25 protein-coding genes and 1 pseudogene are annotated in these 14,565 nt (G+C 24.6%); 13 read left to right on the forward strand and 13 right to left on the reverse strand.

Translation table 4 applies throughout. The features are described 5' to 3' along the window. The first annotated feature begins 58 nt into the window (after positions 1 to 58). From SDAV_RS10145 to SDAV_RS10180, 8 genes are all read left to right on the forward strand, one after another. Positions 59 to 553 (forward strand): hypothetical protein, encoded by a 495-nt coding sequence (locus SDAV_RS10145; RefSeq protein ID WP_114565477.1) that lies wholly within the window; start codon positions 59 to 61, stop codon positions 551 to 553. Positions 554 to 556: 3 nt separating this feature from the next. Further along, complete coding sequence (locus SDAV_RS10150) at positions 557 to 1,885, forward strand: hypothetical protein (RefSeq protein WP_114565478.1); 1,329 nt, start codon at positions 557 to 559, stop codon at positions 1,883 to 1,885. 428 nt (positions 1,886 to 2,313) lie between these two features. Next, the gene (locus SDAV_RS10155) at positions 2,314 to 2,538 is read left to right on the forward strand and encodes a hypothetical protein (RefSeq protein ID WP_114565479.1); all 225 of its coding nucleotides are present in this window, start codon (positions 2,314 to 2,316) and stop codon (positions 2,536 to 2,538) included. Between the two features lie 15 nt (positions 2,539 to 2,553). After that, positions 2,554 to 2,742 carry a hypothetical protein gene (locus SDAV_RS10160; protein WP_114565468.1) on the forward strand — a complete coding sequence of 63 codons (189 nt, stop codon included), beginning with the start codon at positions 2,554 to 2,556 and terminating at the stop codon, positions 2,740 to 2,742. A gap of 32 nt (positions 2,743 to 2,774) precedes the next feature. Further along, complete coding sequence (locus SDAV_RS10165) at positions 2,775 to 3,644, forward strand: hypothetical protein (RefSeq protein WP_114565480.1); 870 nt, start codon at positions 2,775 to 2,777, stop codon at positions 3,642 to 3,644. After that, positions 3,644 to 4,990 (forward strand): hypothetical protein, encoded by a 1,347-nt coding sequence (locus SDAV_RS10170; protein ID WP_114565470.1) that lies wholly within the window; start codon positions 3,644 to 3,646, stop codon positions 4,988 to 4,990. Before SDAV_RS10165 ends, SDAV_RS10170 begins: the two co-directional genes overlap by 1 nt. A gap of 2 nt (positions 4,991 to 4,992) precedes the next feature. Beyond that, the gene (locus SDAV_RS10175; protein WP_114565481.1) at positions 4,993 to 5,595 is read left to right on the forward strand and encodes a hypothetical protein; all 603 of its coding nucleotides are present in this window, start codon (positions 4,993 to 4,995) and stop codon (positions 5,593 to 5,595) included. 67 nt (positions 5,596 to 5,662) lie between these two features. Next, positions 5,663 to 6,082, forward strand: coding sequence for a hypothetical protein (locus SDAV_RS10180; RefSeq protein WP_114565472.1), 420 nt, complete (start codon positions 5,663 to 5,665; stop codon positions 6,080 to 6,082). A gap of 17 nt (positions 6,083 to 6,099) precedes the next feature. Here the strand turns inward: SDAV_RS10180 and SDAV_RS10185 are convergent, their stop codons facing one another. The 13 genes and pseudogenes from SDAV_RS10185 to SDAV_RS10225 form a co-directional block, all read right to left on the reverse strand. Next, the gene (locus tag SDAV_RS10185; protein ID WP_114565473.1) at positions 6,100 to 6,300 is read right to left on the reverse strand and encodes a hypothetical protein; all 201 of its coding nucleotides are present in this window, start codon (positions 6,298 to 6,300) and stop codon (positions 6,100 to 6,102) included. Positions 6,301 to 6,304: 4 nt separating this feature from the next. Continuing rightward, positions 6,305 to 6,802 carry a hypothetical protein gene (locus tag SDAV_RS10190; RefSeq protein WP_114565056.1) on the reverse strand — a complete coding sequence of 166 codons (498 nt, stop codon included), beginning with the start codon at positions 6,800 to 6,802 and terminating at the stop codon, positions 6,305 to 6,307. Further along, a complete protein-coding gene (locus SDAV_RS10195) occupies positions 6,802 to 7,473 on the reverse strand; it encodes an ERF family protein (RefSeq protein ID WP_114564604.1) in 672 nt (223 codons plus the stop codon). Before SDAV_RS10195 ends, SDAV_RS10190 begins: the two co-directional genes overlap by 1 nt. Next, positions 7,457 to 8,110 carry a hypothetical protein gene (locus SDAV_RS10200; protein ID WP_114564605.1) on the reverse strand — a complete coding sequence of 218 codons (654 nt, stop codon included), beginning with the start codon at positions 8,108 to 8,110 and terminating at the stop codon, positions 7,457 to 7,459. Before SDAV_RS10200 ends, SDAV_RS10195 begins: the two co-directional genes overlap by 17 nt. Beyond that, on the reverse strand, positions 8,101 to 8,526 hold the full coding sequence (locus SDAV_RS10205; RefSeq protein WP_114564606.1) for a single-stranded DNA-binding protein: 426 nt from the start codon (positions 8,524 to 8,526) through the stop codon (positions 8,101 to 8,103). Before SDAV_RS10205 ends, SDAV_RS10200 begins: the two co-directional genes overlap by 10 nt. After that, on the reverse strand, positions 8,526 to 8,774 hold the full coding sequence (locus SDAV_RS10210) for a hypothetical protein (RefSeq protein ID WP_114564607.1): 249 nt from the start codon (positions 8,772 to 8,774) through the stop codon (positions 8,526 to 8,528). The genes SDAV_RS10205 and SDAV_RS10210 overlap by 1 nt, the downstream gene beginning before the upstream one ends. Then, positions 8,774 to 9,082, reverse strand: coding sequence for a pentapeptide repeat-containing protein (locus SDAV_RS10215; RefSeq protein ID WP_114565474.1), 309 nt, complete (start codon positions 9,080 to 9,082; stop codon positions 8,774 to 8,776). The genes SDAV_RS10210 and SDAV_RS10215 overlap by 1 nt, the downstream gene beginning before the upstream one ends. Before the next feature lies 1 nt (position 9,083). Continuing rightward, positions 9,084 to 9,221 (reverse strand): hypothetical protein, encoded by a 138-nt coding sequence (locus tag SDAV_RS12330; RefSeq protein WP_157092848.1) that lies wholly within the window; start codon positions 9,219 to 9,221, stop codon positions 9,084 to 9,086. 1 nt (position 9,222) lies between these two features. Beyond that, positions 9,223 to 9,558, reverse strand: a complete 336-nt coding sequence (locus SDAV_RS10220) for a hypothetical protein (protein WP_114564119.1) — start codon at positions 9,556 to 9,558, stop codon at positions 9,223 to 9,225. 1 nt (position 9,559) lies between these two features. Next, entirely contained in the window at positions 9,560 to 9,730 is a 171-nt protein-coding gene (locus tag SDAV_RS12335; protein WP_186823384.1) for a hypothetical protein, read from the reverse strand. Between the two features lie 291 nt (positions 9,731 to 10,021). Beyond that, entirely contained in the window at positions 10,022 to 10,162 is a 141-nt protein-coding gene (locus SDAV_RS12340) for a hypothetical protein (RefSeq protein WP_162302559.1), read from the reverse strand. 11 nt (positions 10,163 to 10,173) lie between these two features. Beyond that, a complete protein-coding gene (locus tag SDAV_RS14190) occupies positions 10,174 to 10,302 on the reverse strand; it encodes a hypothetical protein (RefSeq protein WP_281268804.1) in 129 nt (42 codons plus the stop codon). 1,017 nt (positions 10,303 to 11,319) lie between these two features. Then, positions 11,320 to 12,301: pseudogene (locus SDAV_RS10225) on the reverse strand (IS30 family transposase). A gap of 495 nt (positions 12,302 to 12,796) precedes the next feature. Here SDAV_RS10225 and SDAV_RS12345 point away from each other — a divergent pair. The 5 genes from SDAV_RS12345 (at position 12,797) to SDAV_RS10245 (ending at position 14,232) form a co-directional block, all read left to right on the forward strand. Beyond that, complete coding sequence (locus tag SDAV_RS12345; protein WP_186823387.1) at positions 12,797 to 12,946, forward strand: hypothetical protein; 150 nt, start codon at positions 12,797 to 12,799, stop codon at positions 12,944 to 12,946. Between the two features lie 57 nt (positions 12,947 to 13,003). After that, the gene (locus tag SDAV_RS10230; protein ID WP_151202535.1) at positions 13,004 to 13,219 is read left to right on the forward strand and encodes a hypothetical protein; all 216 of its coding nucleotides are present in this window, start codon (positions 13,004 to 13,006) and stop codon (positions 13,217 to 13,219) included. Further along, positions 13,185 to 13,511 carry a PBSX family phage terminase large subunit gene (locus SDAV_RS10235; RefSeq protein WP_114565483.1) on the forward strand — a complete coding sequence of 109 codons (327 nt, stop codon included), beginning with the start codon at positions 13,185 to 13,187 and terminating at the stop codon, positions 13,509 to 13,511. The genes SDAV_RS10230 and SDAV_RS10235 overlap by 35 nt, the downstream gene beginning before the upstream one ends. 77 nt (positions 13,512 to 13,588) lie before the next feature. After that, on the forward strand, positions 13,589 to 13,897 hold the full coding sequence (locus tag SDAV_RS10240; RefSeq protein ID WP_114565484.1) for a hypothetical protein: 309 nt from the start codon (positions 13,589 to 13,591) through the stop codon (positions 13,895 to 13,897). 44 nt (positions 13,898 to 13,941) lie between these two features. Beyond that, positions 13,942 to 14,232: a hypothetical protein gene (locus SDAV_RS10245; protein ID WP_114565485.1), complete on the forward strand. Its 291-nt coding sequence runs from the start codon at positions 13,942 to 13,944 to the stop codon at positions 14,230 to 14,232. The last annotated feature ends 333 nt before the right edge of the window (positions 14,233 to 14,565 follow it).

A 14,565-nucleotide genomic window follows, 5' to 3' on the forward strand; every position in this document is an offset into this window, starting at 1 on the left:
TCTTAACTATAATTTGTTAAAAGTGTTAATCCAACACTTAAATAAGGAGTGCAAAATAATGGCAAATGTAGAAAAAATTAAAGAGATTTTAAATATTGATGATGAAAAAGCACAAGCAGTTAATGAATTATTAGATGCTCAAGCAAAACAAATTCGTGAATCAATTAAAAATCGTGAAGATGTAGTTGAAAAAACAGATTGAGAAACTGTTAATGCTCAATTACAAGAATTAAAAAATAAAAGTAATTTATTAGAAAATGAATTATATTTACAAAATTTTACAGATAAAGATAAAAAAATTATTAGTTCATTAATTGATAATGAAAAATATAATGATTTATCTAAACAAGAAAGAATAAATAAAATAGCAGAAGAATATAATCTAAATCAAGTTGATGGCACTGTTGATGGTGGATCAGTTATTGACCAAATGTTAAAAAGACAAGAAGAAATTAAATCTAATCGTTTAGAAGAAATTAAAAAAATGGTGCTAAAACTGATGAAGATATTATTGAAATTGCTAAAAATTTACAATGACAATAAGGAGGATTAACCTATGGCAAAAATAGGTGGAAAATCAAGTATTGCATTACCTACTCTTTTTCAAATTGGTGGAAATAGTCCAACAGAAAAAGCAATTGGTGATGTTGCAGTTTTACAAATTAAAAAAATTTTAGAAGCAGATAGTCAATATATTGACGCAACAGAAATGATGATGATGTCTGCTAAACAAATTTCAATGGCAGGTCCTTTTGAACAAGGGCAATATGTATTTCCTGAAAGAATGGTTTGAGGAAATGATTATGATACATCTGATGGTGCTGAACAACAATCAGTAGGAGTACGAAGAGCAGTCGTTATGATGGATCAAATGCTAACTTTTAAGTATGATGTTCCTTCATTTGATACTGTTCGTTTTATGGAATCACCTGTTGAAGTAAGAACTAATACAATTGGAGAATGAATGCGTACTATTACTCGTAATTGATATTCAAATATGAATGCAATTTATTTACAAGGAGTTATTGATAGTTGTATTGCAACTGGTCAATATATTATATTACCAATTCCAACAGATGCAGATTCAGCACAACAAACATTTTATAAAATTAATGATATTGCTATTAATTTAGTACAAAAAATAAATGCATTAATGTTTGGTACTTCAAAAGATGATTTAGTAGTACATGTAGCTATGCCAGCATTTGCTCAATTTACAAAAGCATATACTAAAATCTTAGACCAAATTGCAGCAGATACATTAGCAACTGGTCAATTATGAAGAAAAATGATTGTTGGTGTTGATGTATTTGAAAGTTGATATTTAGGTCGCCAATTTAATAAAGGTAAAGAAACTGGAATTAATAAAGACTTAGATTTTAATTTAAACTTTTCACAAACAGTTGGAGCATGAGGATTTATTGGACATAAAGAAGATTGTGCTATGCCACAAGGTTGAAAAAGTATTCAACAAGTAATTAATCAAAATACAGGTAATCTTCGTTATATGGGGCGTGGAATTTTTTCATTACCAACATTTATGCGACAAATGCATTGATTATTTGTAACTGGAACTCCAACAAATAATGATATTACTAATGCTCAAAATAAAAAAGGTTATACATTTGAGTTAGCACCTTGAATAAATTTAGTACCGCCAACACTACCTGCTTTATCAACAGTTATTACAACACCTAATTTAGGTCAAATTACAATGGTTGGTGATACACCAACAACAGCAGAATTAGAAACTGCTATTAAGACAAAAAATACTAATTATCAAACTGGAGATGCAACATTCTCTAATATTACATCTACTGGCACATTAGCAACTGGAAATCCAAATAAATATAGTGGAACAGTTTCTTTAATTTATTCAAAGTAAGTAGTGCCGTAGATATTCACGATAAAATTAAAAATGTTGATAGTTTAACAAATGATGAAATAATTAAAGGAATTATTGTACCTCAAAAAGTATCAAGTGAAGATTTAAGACCGCTTTTAAATGATAAAGTTTTAAAAGCAGTTAAAGCGGTTGATGCAAGTTTAACAGCAGATGATTATGATTGATGACCGTTATATTATCAAGGTGAACCATCAAGTTATGATATTACTACAACAGATATTTATGTTGATATTTATATTGCTGGTAAAAATAATGCAACTGGTGTATCACAAGTTCAGTATTATAAAGTACAAAAAGTAAATCAAATAAGTATTAAACAATTTAATAAAGATAATATTGGAACTTTAAAAACACCTTGATATAGTGATGTTCCTGATTTAACTAAAAAAGCAGATGTAATTACTGAAATGAATACTGGTTTTATTAAAGCAATTCAAAAACTTAATGCTGGTTTAACAACTTCAGATTATATTGTTAATATTTTAGATTATGATCATTCAATATTTAATGATAGAGATGAGGGTAATTTTAGCAATAATGTTTCGGTACCATATAGTTTAATTGGTACAAATTGATTAACTGGTGAAACAACAGGAATGGAAATTACAGTTCCTGCTGCTACTAAAAAATAAAAAGGAGTGAAAATTATGGCAAATACAATTAAACCAACTTTATTTGGAAATAATCAAATAAAATCAATTAATAATTCAAATCAAGAATGGAGTTTGCAAAAAGTAAATAAATCAATTAAAGAACAAATGGAATTAACTTTAACAGTTGATAATGGTTCAAATAGTGGTTCTATTTCATCTAAAAAACCAACAAAAATTGACTAGGAGGTAGGTAGGAAACTACCTTTTATTGTTTAATGTTAAAATTAATTAGATTATTAACTGCTGCTTTACAAGATACTAAAATTGGTGAATTATTAAAAGATGGTTTAAAAAAGTATGGCATTATTAAAAAAGAAACTTCTCAATTTAAAAAATTATATAATTGAACAGACCCAAGGAACGTTTTACAATATTTAAAAAAGGCAACAAAACAAGAAATTAATTCTTTATTAGATAAAATAGAAAAAAGAAGTTTAGAACAAGGGAAAAATTTATTTAATGAGCAATATCAAGATTCAAAAGAATGAGTTAATATTCAATCTAGTTGAATTAAATATGGTAAGTTTGAAATGACAAATAAAATTACTAATACGGGTAATGCTACGTTTTTATTTCAACCAAAGGTAAAAGTATATGGACCTTATACTTATCCTTCAATGCCGGCTGATGTTTGATTAGCAATAAAAAATGCTAATGCTAATGCTGGGACTTTATTTTGAAGAATTTGATTAAGAGTATGATTACCAAGTATGATTCGTAAACATGTTAAAGAAGGTTTAAAAAATAAAGGTATTTATTATGGCAAAATATCAAAAAACTTTATAAATGCAAAAGATATTAATGATTTAAGAAAATACATTAGAAAACTTGAACAAGGTTTTTATCGTAATATTGGTCATGATAAACGAAGAACTGTTAATCAAATTGGTACTTATAAGTGAAAACAAAATCAAGCACAACAATTTAGAAAAAAAAGAAGAGAATATTTATCACAATTTTCTAAAATAAATAAACCAATACAATTTGTTAATTTTACTAAAAAAACACAAAAAGTATTAAGAAATATTAAAATTGAAGGTAAAAAAATACAAAAAAATATTAAATATGTAAGGAGGGCTACATAATGGCAATACAATTAAAAGATATTGTTAATAAGTGAATGTATATATCAATTCAAGAATTAAAAGAATCTGGTTTTTGAACAAATGATTTTGAAGATAATAAACAAACTTATAGTGATGAATGAATTAAAAAAGCAATTAATTTAAGTTCAGTTAAAATTAATGATTGGACTGGTGGTTATATTGGATATGCCGATAATATTAATAATTTAACAGAAGAACAACAAATTGCTGTTAAATGAGCAACTGCTATTTATACTTTACATTGATTATCAAAAGGAACTGAATATCTTTTACAAGCAACAACTTTTTCACAAGGTAGTCAATCATACAATATTGATGTACCACAAGATATGCAATTTGTACCTGATGAAGTACAAAAAATATTAATTAATGCTGGTTTATATGAAAATATTCGATTTGCTAATTTAAAAGAAAAAGATAATTCTTGATTTGGTAATGATTGAAGATATGAATTTGATGAAGGAAGTGGATATGCTAGTTATGATTGAGTAAAAAATAATTATATTTCCAACAATAATATTACTTCAAGTGATAATTCAATTTTAATTAATTTTATAAATAAAATTGATTCTGTTCCTAAAAAATTAGATTTAAAAGTTAATAATATTTCCGTTAAACTGGATAATAAAAGTATTATATATAATTCTAATAATGAATTATCAGTGCCTTTTGATAATGATACGATTTATTATGAAAATAATGTATGAAAAGCAAAACAAGGTGGTGATATACCATCTGATGTTATTAAAGATAGTGATTTAAATAAAGATTATATTGATAAAGAAGATGGAAAATATATTGTTAAAAAAGCACAAAGTGGTAGTTCAATAACAGTTAATGCCCCATTACATCAAAAAGATGATAGTAGTTTAGAATTATTATTATCAGATGAATTTGGTGTTAAAAATAATAAATTATCTTTAAATCAAAGTTTTAAAGATACTTTTGAACAAGTAATAAAATGAATATTTGATATAGGTAAAAAAATAAAATGAGAAAAAGTAAGTATATCTTATACACCTGATAGTGCTAAGTATATTGATATTCCTGAATTTTCAGAAGAATATCGTTATCAAGTTTGATTATCACCAACTAATCGTAAAGGTGCTGAAGGTATGTTATGACTTGAACCACCTTATTTTACAGAAACAAAAGAAAATAAAACTTTATCTAAACATCAAGCAACTTGTTTTATTGATGATTTCGATAAAACCCCTTATAGTATTGCTTTATATAGTGCTAGTGGTCGGATTTATTTAACTAATGGTTCAGAGGGTTCTAATATACCAATTAATAGTGTTCGTATTTTTCGACAAGAGGTGTAAATATGATAGATAAAGAAAATATTATTATTAAAAATGAAAATGGTACTTATTGACAAAGATTAGGTTTTGAACAAAGAAATCCAAGTCAAAGTTTTAAAGCATGAAAAAATCGTAAGTTTTTAAAATATGATAAATATCCATTTCATATTAAAAAAGCATATATTATGCGATATAATGCACTGTCAATTTTATATCATACTCCATTTTTAAGTTTATATGGATTATTTTTTACTAGTTTACATTTTAATTGAATACCAACATTAGAACCAATTAAAGAGTTTATGTTTGGTCAACACAATATAACTGATGGTGGTTTTTTTGGATATACTGGGATTATTATATCTTATCCAATATTACATGGTACTGCTTGATTAACAACAAAAATACCTAAAATACCAGCAATTAAATTACCGATTGGTAAATGTTTAGAGCAAGTTTATAAAATACCAAGTTATATCTTATATTTAATATTATTTGGTTGATTAATATTTCGTAAATATCTTAAAAAACATAATGTTAATATTTGTCATAATTGTAAAAAAACAATAGAACAAGTTAAAAGTTGAAATCAATATTGTCTTAAAAAAAGATGAATAAAAGAATAAGATTTGTTATAATTAAATTGTACGTACGGCAAAATATATAGATTATAAAATAGAAAGGTGGCAATTTATGCTTACATCAACAATTGGAATTATTGTAATTGTTGCTTCTGTTGTAGGTGGGGTTGTTGCTAGTTTATTAATTGGTTATATTAGTAAATTAATTAAAAATAAAGCAATCTCAGTAAAAGCAGAACGCATTACAGATGATTTTAGAGAAAATGCTGAAGAAAAAATCTTTAATAAAATTGAAGATGCATTTGAAAATATTGTGTTAGTTATGAATGATATTAAAAATCATTTTGGTGGTGTTGGTACTCAAAATATTGCTCGTGTTGAAGAAGATATTAATGATTTAAAATTAGCAATTTCTGATTTAGAAAAATATGATAATGAAGAATTAATTGAAGCTACTTTACAACATAAAGCAACAAAACGAGACATTACTCATAAAGCACATAAAGTCGCAGGACTTAAATTAAAAAAATAACCAATTAAGGTTATTTTTTATTTGTTATTTACAATATAATAATTAATAAAATATTCTACTTTTTCTGAAAAAGTATAGTTTTGTGGTAAATTATTTCATATTTTTTCTTGTTCGGTATTTAAGTAAAGATTAACAGTTTTACGAACCATACTAGAATAATATATTTTTCTTCTTTGATTATATTTTTCTTTTCGTTTTTTATTATATGTTTTCTTCATAATATTACCTCTCATAATTAGCAATTATAATTGCATCGCGGAGATGATTACTTATTTTTTCATTATTATAAAATCAACCTTTACCATATTGATAAGTTAAATTAGGATCTTTATCATATTTTCATAAACAACTATTATTATATTTACTTAAATTTTCCATATTTTTAACAACTGATTTAGTATATTTTGGTGATATAAAATTAAAAGTAAATAAAGTATTTTCAATCGCACCCAGTAATCTTAATAAATCATCACGGTCTTTTGAACCATTAGCATTTGTATATAAGCAATCTTCAATATTTCGTATGTCTGATAAAATTTTACCTTTATTTTTTACATAATAATCTGAATATAAATATTCAAGTATAAATCCATCTATAAACTCAAAATGTTCTTTTCAATCTTTATTTTTAAATTCATGCTGTTTAACTAATTTATTATCTTCATAAATAACAATACCAGTAGTACCAGTACCTGATGGGTCAATACCTATTTTTATCATTATTTTAAAAACCTTTCTTTAAATTGATAATAAAAATCTTCACTTTGTTTTTTAATAATAACTGGTTCTAATTTTGTTGCACTTGTAGTTTCTTTAATAAATTTTTTTGCTTCTTCTTTAATATTTATATCTATTTTTGTATTTGTAATAAAATTTTTAATATTATTAAAATGTTCTAAACTCATTGAATTTGGATTATTATTTTCTTTAATAACTTGATTACTATTTTCTTTACTTATTTCAGTACTATCAGGATCTAATTCATCTGTTGCTATACCAAAAGTTTTACATAATCAATAACGAGCTCCATAAGTTAAAGCACTACCAATTGCTTTTGCAATATCTGAATTTTGTGCTGATAAAATAATTCCTAATTCTATTTTTTCACTACCTTTATAAAGTGTTAATAATCCTTTTGAATAATAATTTATTAATTTTCCACCTTTACTACTTTGTGTTTCTGTAAAACTTGGTTCTCCAACTGCTTGAATAGTATAAGTTATACCTTGTTTACGTAATTGTGGTTTTAAGGTTTGATAGAGGTCACTTTCTGTAAAATAATTATAATTATTATGGTCATTTCTGGCATTTTTACCAACAAAAAGATTTATATCAGATTGAATTTCTCCAATACTTTCAATTAAGGTTTTTGTTTTAGTTTCTTGTGGCATTTTCTCACTCCTCTCTTTCTTGTCATATTAAAATGGCTTCTTTAATTTGTTCTAAATCTTGTTTAGTAATATTAACTTTTTCTTTAATTACTATTTTTAATTTTGGATTTATAATTATCATTAATATTTTTTTATTATCTATACAAAAGTTTTTTTCTAATAAATAATAAAGTTTTAATTGTCAAATATAGCGTTCAATATCCGCTTTTTCATTAGAACTTGTAATTTTTCAATCACACATTATATATTCATTATCTGTTGTTATACCAATAAAATCAGTTGTACCACACATTAAAGGACTATAAAGTGTTTTTTCAGTTTCATAATGTCTAAATTTAATATCTTTAAAAGTTTCTTGATATAGTTTTATAAAATTTTTAAATAATTCACGATGTGATTTTATTTCACAATCAATAAATTCAATTAATTCATCATCAAAATTATTTTTTATTCAAACATCAATCATATTATGTATACATATTCCACGATTTTGTGCTAATTTTAAAATATTATCATCAATTTGCGAATAGTCTTTTGGTAATAAAATATTAACAATTTGACTAACACTAGGAATTAAAATGCTATACTTATGTAATTCATCATTATAAATATATAAAGGTTTTAAATCTAATCTCATAAAATTGCTTCATCATTACCAATATTTTGATTATCATTATTAAATAATTCTTTTGTATCAGATGAATTAAATTCTATTTTTTCTTGTGGTTTTTCAGATAAAGTATCTTTTTTTAAATTATTATTAGTTTGTAAAAATTCACAACTATAAACTCTTACCATTCATTGTATTTTATTATCTTTATCTTTATAAGATTGTAAAATACCTGTAATTGCAATTTGACTACCTTTTTGACAATATTGTTGTAATAAATTTGCTTGTTTATTTCAAACTTGACAAGGAATAAAATCAGTTTCTTTTTGGGTTGAATGTGGTCTTGCTACTGCTAATTGAAACATAGCATATTCTTTCCCATTTTGAGTTTTCTTAATTTCAATATCTTTTGTTGTTCTTCCAATTCCAATAAATTTATTCATTATTCATCCTCCTTACTAGGTAATTTGTCATATTTAGAATTATCTTTAAGATAAAATGTTATTCCATTATCGCAGCAAATTGAACTATGTTCTCATAAACAAGTTACTTTTTGAAAATCTTCTTTATATAATATTTGTTGTTTTAATTCTGTAAGTTCTTCTTTAAGTACATCATTATCACAAAATAAACAATAATCAGAGTTAATTTGATTAACAGGGCATTGACATTTTTTACAATATTTTGCCATTATTCATCCTCCTTAATAACAGTTAATTGGTCTAATTGTTTTTTTGTAATTCTAACACCTCTTAAATTAGCACCTTGTAAATCAGCACCTCGTAAACTAGCGCCAGATAAATCAGCACGATATAAATCAGCTTCTATTAAAACAGCATCTCGTAAATCAGCCCAACATAAATCAGCACATTGTAAATCAGCTTCTAATAAATCAGCACCTCGTAAATCTAATGTTTTACTTTCTAAATATTTACTGATTTGATTTTGTTCAACATCAATTCCTGTTAAATCTTTAATTAAATCTTGTAATGTTTTCATTTTATAATTCCTCCAAATTCTTTTCTGCAATTAAAGTATCAATATAGTCATAAGCACTTTCTTCTGAATGACATTCTTCTAATGCTTCATTAAATAAATCTTCTTTTGTGTAAACTTTGCCATCTTCATCTTTTCACATATTATTTATTCTCCTTTAATATAAGTTCTAATAATTTAATAGTTTTTTTATGATTTTCAATGCTTTCAGTATATGGTTTACACATATTTAAACTTTTTTTAAGATATCCATTAAGATTTTCAATGCTTTTTTCCCTATTTTTTATTAATTCATTTATTGATACATAGTCGTCGCTACTTGATATTTCTAACAAGAAATTACCATCATTATCAATAATATTAATAGCGGTATCTTTATTTTGTTCTTGTGATGAAATTTTATAGCAGTACTCATCATCTAATTTATTAATAATTTCTTTTTGAAATTCTGATAATTGTAAATTTCTAATTTCTTTCATATTATTTATCTCCTTGTCATTTAATATTTTCGTTTTCTAAATCAATAATGGTTGTTAATCATTCATTTTCATTTTCAACACTAGCAGTAAGTTTTGCTTCTTTTAATGTATAAAACGATTTAGTTAGAACTTCATTTTCAAATTTCATTACTAATAAGTATCTTTTTTCCATAATTTTATTCCTTCCTACTTTTAATCTTTTTAATTATTTTTTTAGTTTTAATGACTTGGATTATTCCATATATTGTAAAAGGTAATGACACTAAGCATGAAATAATATTTATTATGATTATTATTAATGTTCATATACTCATATTTAATTCCTCCTAATTCTTTTTATTTAATGCTCAATGTTCATCAGTAATTTCATTGTGGGTAGGGATATATTATTTTGTTTATCACATTTAAAGCAATAACCTCAATATCTTTTTTTAAGACAATATTTCTTTTTCATCTTTACCTCCTAAATTATTCCTTTTATTTTTTTCTCAAATTGTAATATTTTTCATCCATCTGATGCTAAATCTAAAATATCGTTAATTTTGTAATGTTCCATATAAGACGCAATAACACCTCATTTATCTTTAAATAAATTTAAGTACATTTTTGCTCATTCTAAACATTGAAAATCATAATGTTTTTTATGATGTAAAAACGACAATCAATAGGTTGACAATTAACTCAATCAAAAGATGTTGTTATTTCATCTCAAGTTTTATTAATATATTTACTTTTATATTCCATCATTTTTTCTCCTATCTTTAACTCGCTGGCACTCACTCCCAAGTGAAAGTGCCGAAGCGATAATTAGTTATATAAGTATTTATCTATTTATTTACTACGCCATCCGCTTTACTGGGGTAAGCGGTGGCGGTGTTATGTTTTGTTTTAGCATCTATTAAAAATCTGCAACTATATTTTTAAATTAGACGCCAGACATATATATGTCTTCCTTCTCCGTTCCTTTTTCAAGGAGGCAACGCTCAGTTTTTGAAATTAAATTTACTCGCATCAATTTGAAGGACCTAATGCTAATCGCAAATTTAATTGTTTGTGTCACCATCTCTATTTTTATTGTGGTTTGATGTTAGCCTTGGACACATCACCACTATCGCAAGTTATTAAAAATAATAACCAACGCCGATTTACCTCTTTCCTCATACACTATTTCAGTACTTGCCTCGGACGGCTGTGGGAATGAGTTAATACTCATGTTCTTATGGAAGCACTTAGTTATTTAAAATAACCGTCCCACTCTGCATTAAGTTGTTTTATAAAATCAAATTTTTAATGAACCAGTTTCATAATCAAAGATAATTTTTGAATTTTCTAGTTTTTGATAAAATTGTTGTTGTGTTTTATCTTTTACCTTATTCAATAAATTTCTATGTTTTTCACAAGTTCATAAAACTTTATTTGATACAAATTCTTCGGTGATGAATGATGATAATTTATAACAATCATTAACATCACATATTTTTGTTGTTTAATTATCATTACCTCCTTTTAGGAGTTGTTTTATTTCAAATAAAAAAACAACCCTTTAACAAGAGTTGCTTTTTTGCCGCTTCATCGTACATTATACATTATGTATTATGTAAATTCAAGTAGCAAAATCTGTCTCTTGTTAATTTGATAATAACATCATTTTTAACAAATGCAACTCTTTTTTTAAAAAAATAAAATATTTTATAAATATAGCTTAATTTAACCATATTTAAGCACACTAAAAAAGCATTTATTAAATTTTAATTAATAAATTTACTTAATATTCTGTAAAAACATTTCTTTTGCACTTATTCAATTTAAACACGGTCGGAGTTTATCATTTATAACATTAACTACTCAATCAATTTGTTTTTGACTAACATTATTAAAATCAGTGTCCTTAGGAAAGCGTTTTCTAAATTCACGGTTAATTCTTTCAATTAAGGGTTTTTGTTTTGGTGAACCAGGGTCACAATAATAAACATTAGAACCAGTAATCTTTTCCATCTCTTCAAATTTACTAAATTCTTTACCTCTATCTGTTATTATTCCTTTAATTTTTCCAATTAAATTATTACTTATAACAATATCTTTAAACTTTTCTACAACTTCATTAGCAGTATGATTTTCTAATTTCATAGCAAAGTATTTTTTACTTGATTGTTCTACTAAAACTAAAACAGCAGATTTATGGTCTTTTCCAACAACTGTATCCGCTTCAAGTCATCCAACATTAGAAACTTTATTTTCAATATCTCAAATTGACTTAAATCTTTCATCTAATTTGCCACGATTATCAGGTCTTTTTTTGTTCTATTTCTTCTACCACCATTTAATAAATTTTTCTTTAACAAACCCAAAAGACCTAAATAAATTCATTTATACAATTTTTACACAAACGGGAAATTTAATCCCAAACTTTATTAAAAAACGCTGAATAATTTCTGCTGGTGAATCATGATAAGCATTAAATCTCAGATGAATGAAATTTAATTGCTCTTCTGTAAATTCAGGTAGTTTTTTAATACATTTTTTACGCTTTTTATAATAATCTTTTTGTGCTTCTATTGCTATATAATCTTCTATATTTTTTAAATCGCTTAATTTCTCTTTTAACAGTATTCACACTGCGATTTGTTTGTCTTGCAATTTCAGATAAATTAAGCGTACCATTTTTCTTTTTACAACTATCAGATAAAAATAAATCCTTAAATAAATTTCGTTCATCATATTTTAGATGTGTATAATCTTTCATATATTCTGTCTCCAATCTTTTTAAAATTATTTATACACTATTTTTAAAAAACTATTGACAATTATTTTTAAAGTTATACAATTAATTTATAACAAGTTGCGAATATCTGTCTCTATACTTGTTTTACAAAAAAAGACTTGAAAAAGTCTTTTTTTAATTGTAAAATAAACATAATAAAATAATATTAAGTTCTTTAATACATTTTGCTAAGTTTTTAGTTCTTGATAAGTTTGATAGGTTTTATACTCTTTTATTTAACCATATTGTTTAAATAATAGCAATTTTAATATGCAAAAAGGAGTAAAAAATGGTAACTTTTAAGACTATTTCAAGTAAAACTAAGGCATTTTGAAGAAAAAAGACACCAAATTAAGCAATAAAAGAGCATATTTATACTATTTAAAACTACCATTTGATAATTGACAAGATGAAGTTGATACAAAAACCGCTTTATTTTATTAAAATACAATAAATCAATTAGAAATAGAATTGGAATTGGCTTTATTAAATGACAAATATGGCGGGGGGAAGAAAATATATGTTGAGAAATATGTTAAAGATACAAATATAAATAATGCTAATATTGTTATTAATTTTGATAATGTTGATTTACCTAAAATAAATGAGGTGATTAAAGATGCTTAAACATTTTTTACATTTAGATGAAATTCCAAGATGATTTTTATCAACAACATGTTCCTAATGCCACCGTGAAAAGAAATATATAATCCTGCTGATGAATATAATGAAATAGGAAGTCGTTATAGTGCTAAAACTTTTATGATAAAAGATAATGTAGTTGGCAAATGCTGTGCTATATCATTATTGGTTGGTAAGCCAATATTTATTATTGCTGTTATGAAAATGAATAAAGATATTAGAAATGGAGTATTTAAAAAATATTCAAAATACTCTTAATGATATGAATATTAATTATAAAGTTAATTTATCTGAGAATTCTTTTACATTAGATAATGGTACTTATATTATTTGTAAAGGTTTACATTCACAAACTAAAAGAGAAAAATTAAAAGCATTTGCTGATTTAAATAATTATGAATTTGCTATTGAATGAAGAGAAGAAGCAGACCAATTAACAAAAGATGATATGAGTGAATTAAAATATGCTATTCGTGGTGCTAAAAGAAAATTTATTATTAATTCATCTAATCCTGAATCATTACACCGTTATATTATTAAATTATTGTAATGAAATAATGTTATTTAATGAACAAATATTATTATCTAAATATCCTGATCAAATAGGTAAATTTAAAATTAATTATTATGAAAAGAATAAAAAAACTTACTAAAACAGTAATAATACATTATTCTAGTTGAAGACTTAATCCTTATTTAGATGATAATGTAATTCTTGACCAATTAGAAACAGAAAAATTAGACCCAGTTAGAGCAAGAGTATGAAGTTGAGGATTACCTGGGCAAGTACAAGGTGCTGTTTTTGCTAGATATCTTAAATTTACTAAATTAACTTGAAATTTTGACAAAATATTAGGTGGTGTTGATTTTGCCCAAGCAGATAGTCCTAATGACATAAAACAAGTGCTAGTTTATGAGTATATAATTCAACTTTAAAAAAAGTACATAAAATAGGTAAATATACACATTCTAATGCAACAATGGAATATAAAGATACATTTGAACAAGCAAATGATATTATTCAATTTTATTTATCTAGTTTAAAAAATAGTACTATTTTTATTGAAAGTGGTTTAACTATTAATGTTGATTATGGTGCTGGTGGTAGAGCATTTATTGATGTTCTTAATAAAGAAAAAATAAAATATAGATATGGTAAATTATTAAGATTTGAAGAAGTTGATAAAAGTATCTGGTCAGTTACTAATAGAGTTAATTCATTTATTGCAGCAATGATTAGTGATAAAAATGACCCATGATTTAATACTTAGAAGAAAGTAATACTGAATATCCAATGATTCAATGAAAAGAAAAAACCTAATGGTGGAAAAGAAGAAATAGTTGATTTATATGATGATGAATTTGATGCTGATTATTATGCATTATCAGAATATATAAGAGAGATTGTTCAATCATCAACTAATAGATTAATAAGGGAGTATATTTAAAATGTATATATATTTAATTGATATGGATAAAATTATTGGAAAATATAAAAAGAATGTCCTAAAAATAATATTTTTGTTTATAAATATAAAAATGATTATAAAGTTTTAAAAGTAGATAAAGTAGAAAAAGACAGTAAGATATTAATTTGTCATCTT

It is taken from the genome of Spiroplasma phoeniceum P40, assembly GCF_003339775.1.
Classification (GTDB): Bacteria; Bacillota_I; Bacilli_A; order Mycoplasmatales; family Mycoplasmataceae; genus Spiroplasma; species Spiroplasma phoeniceum.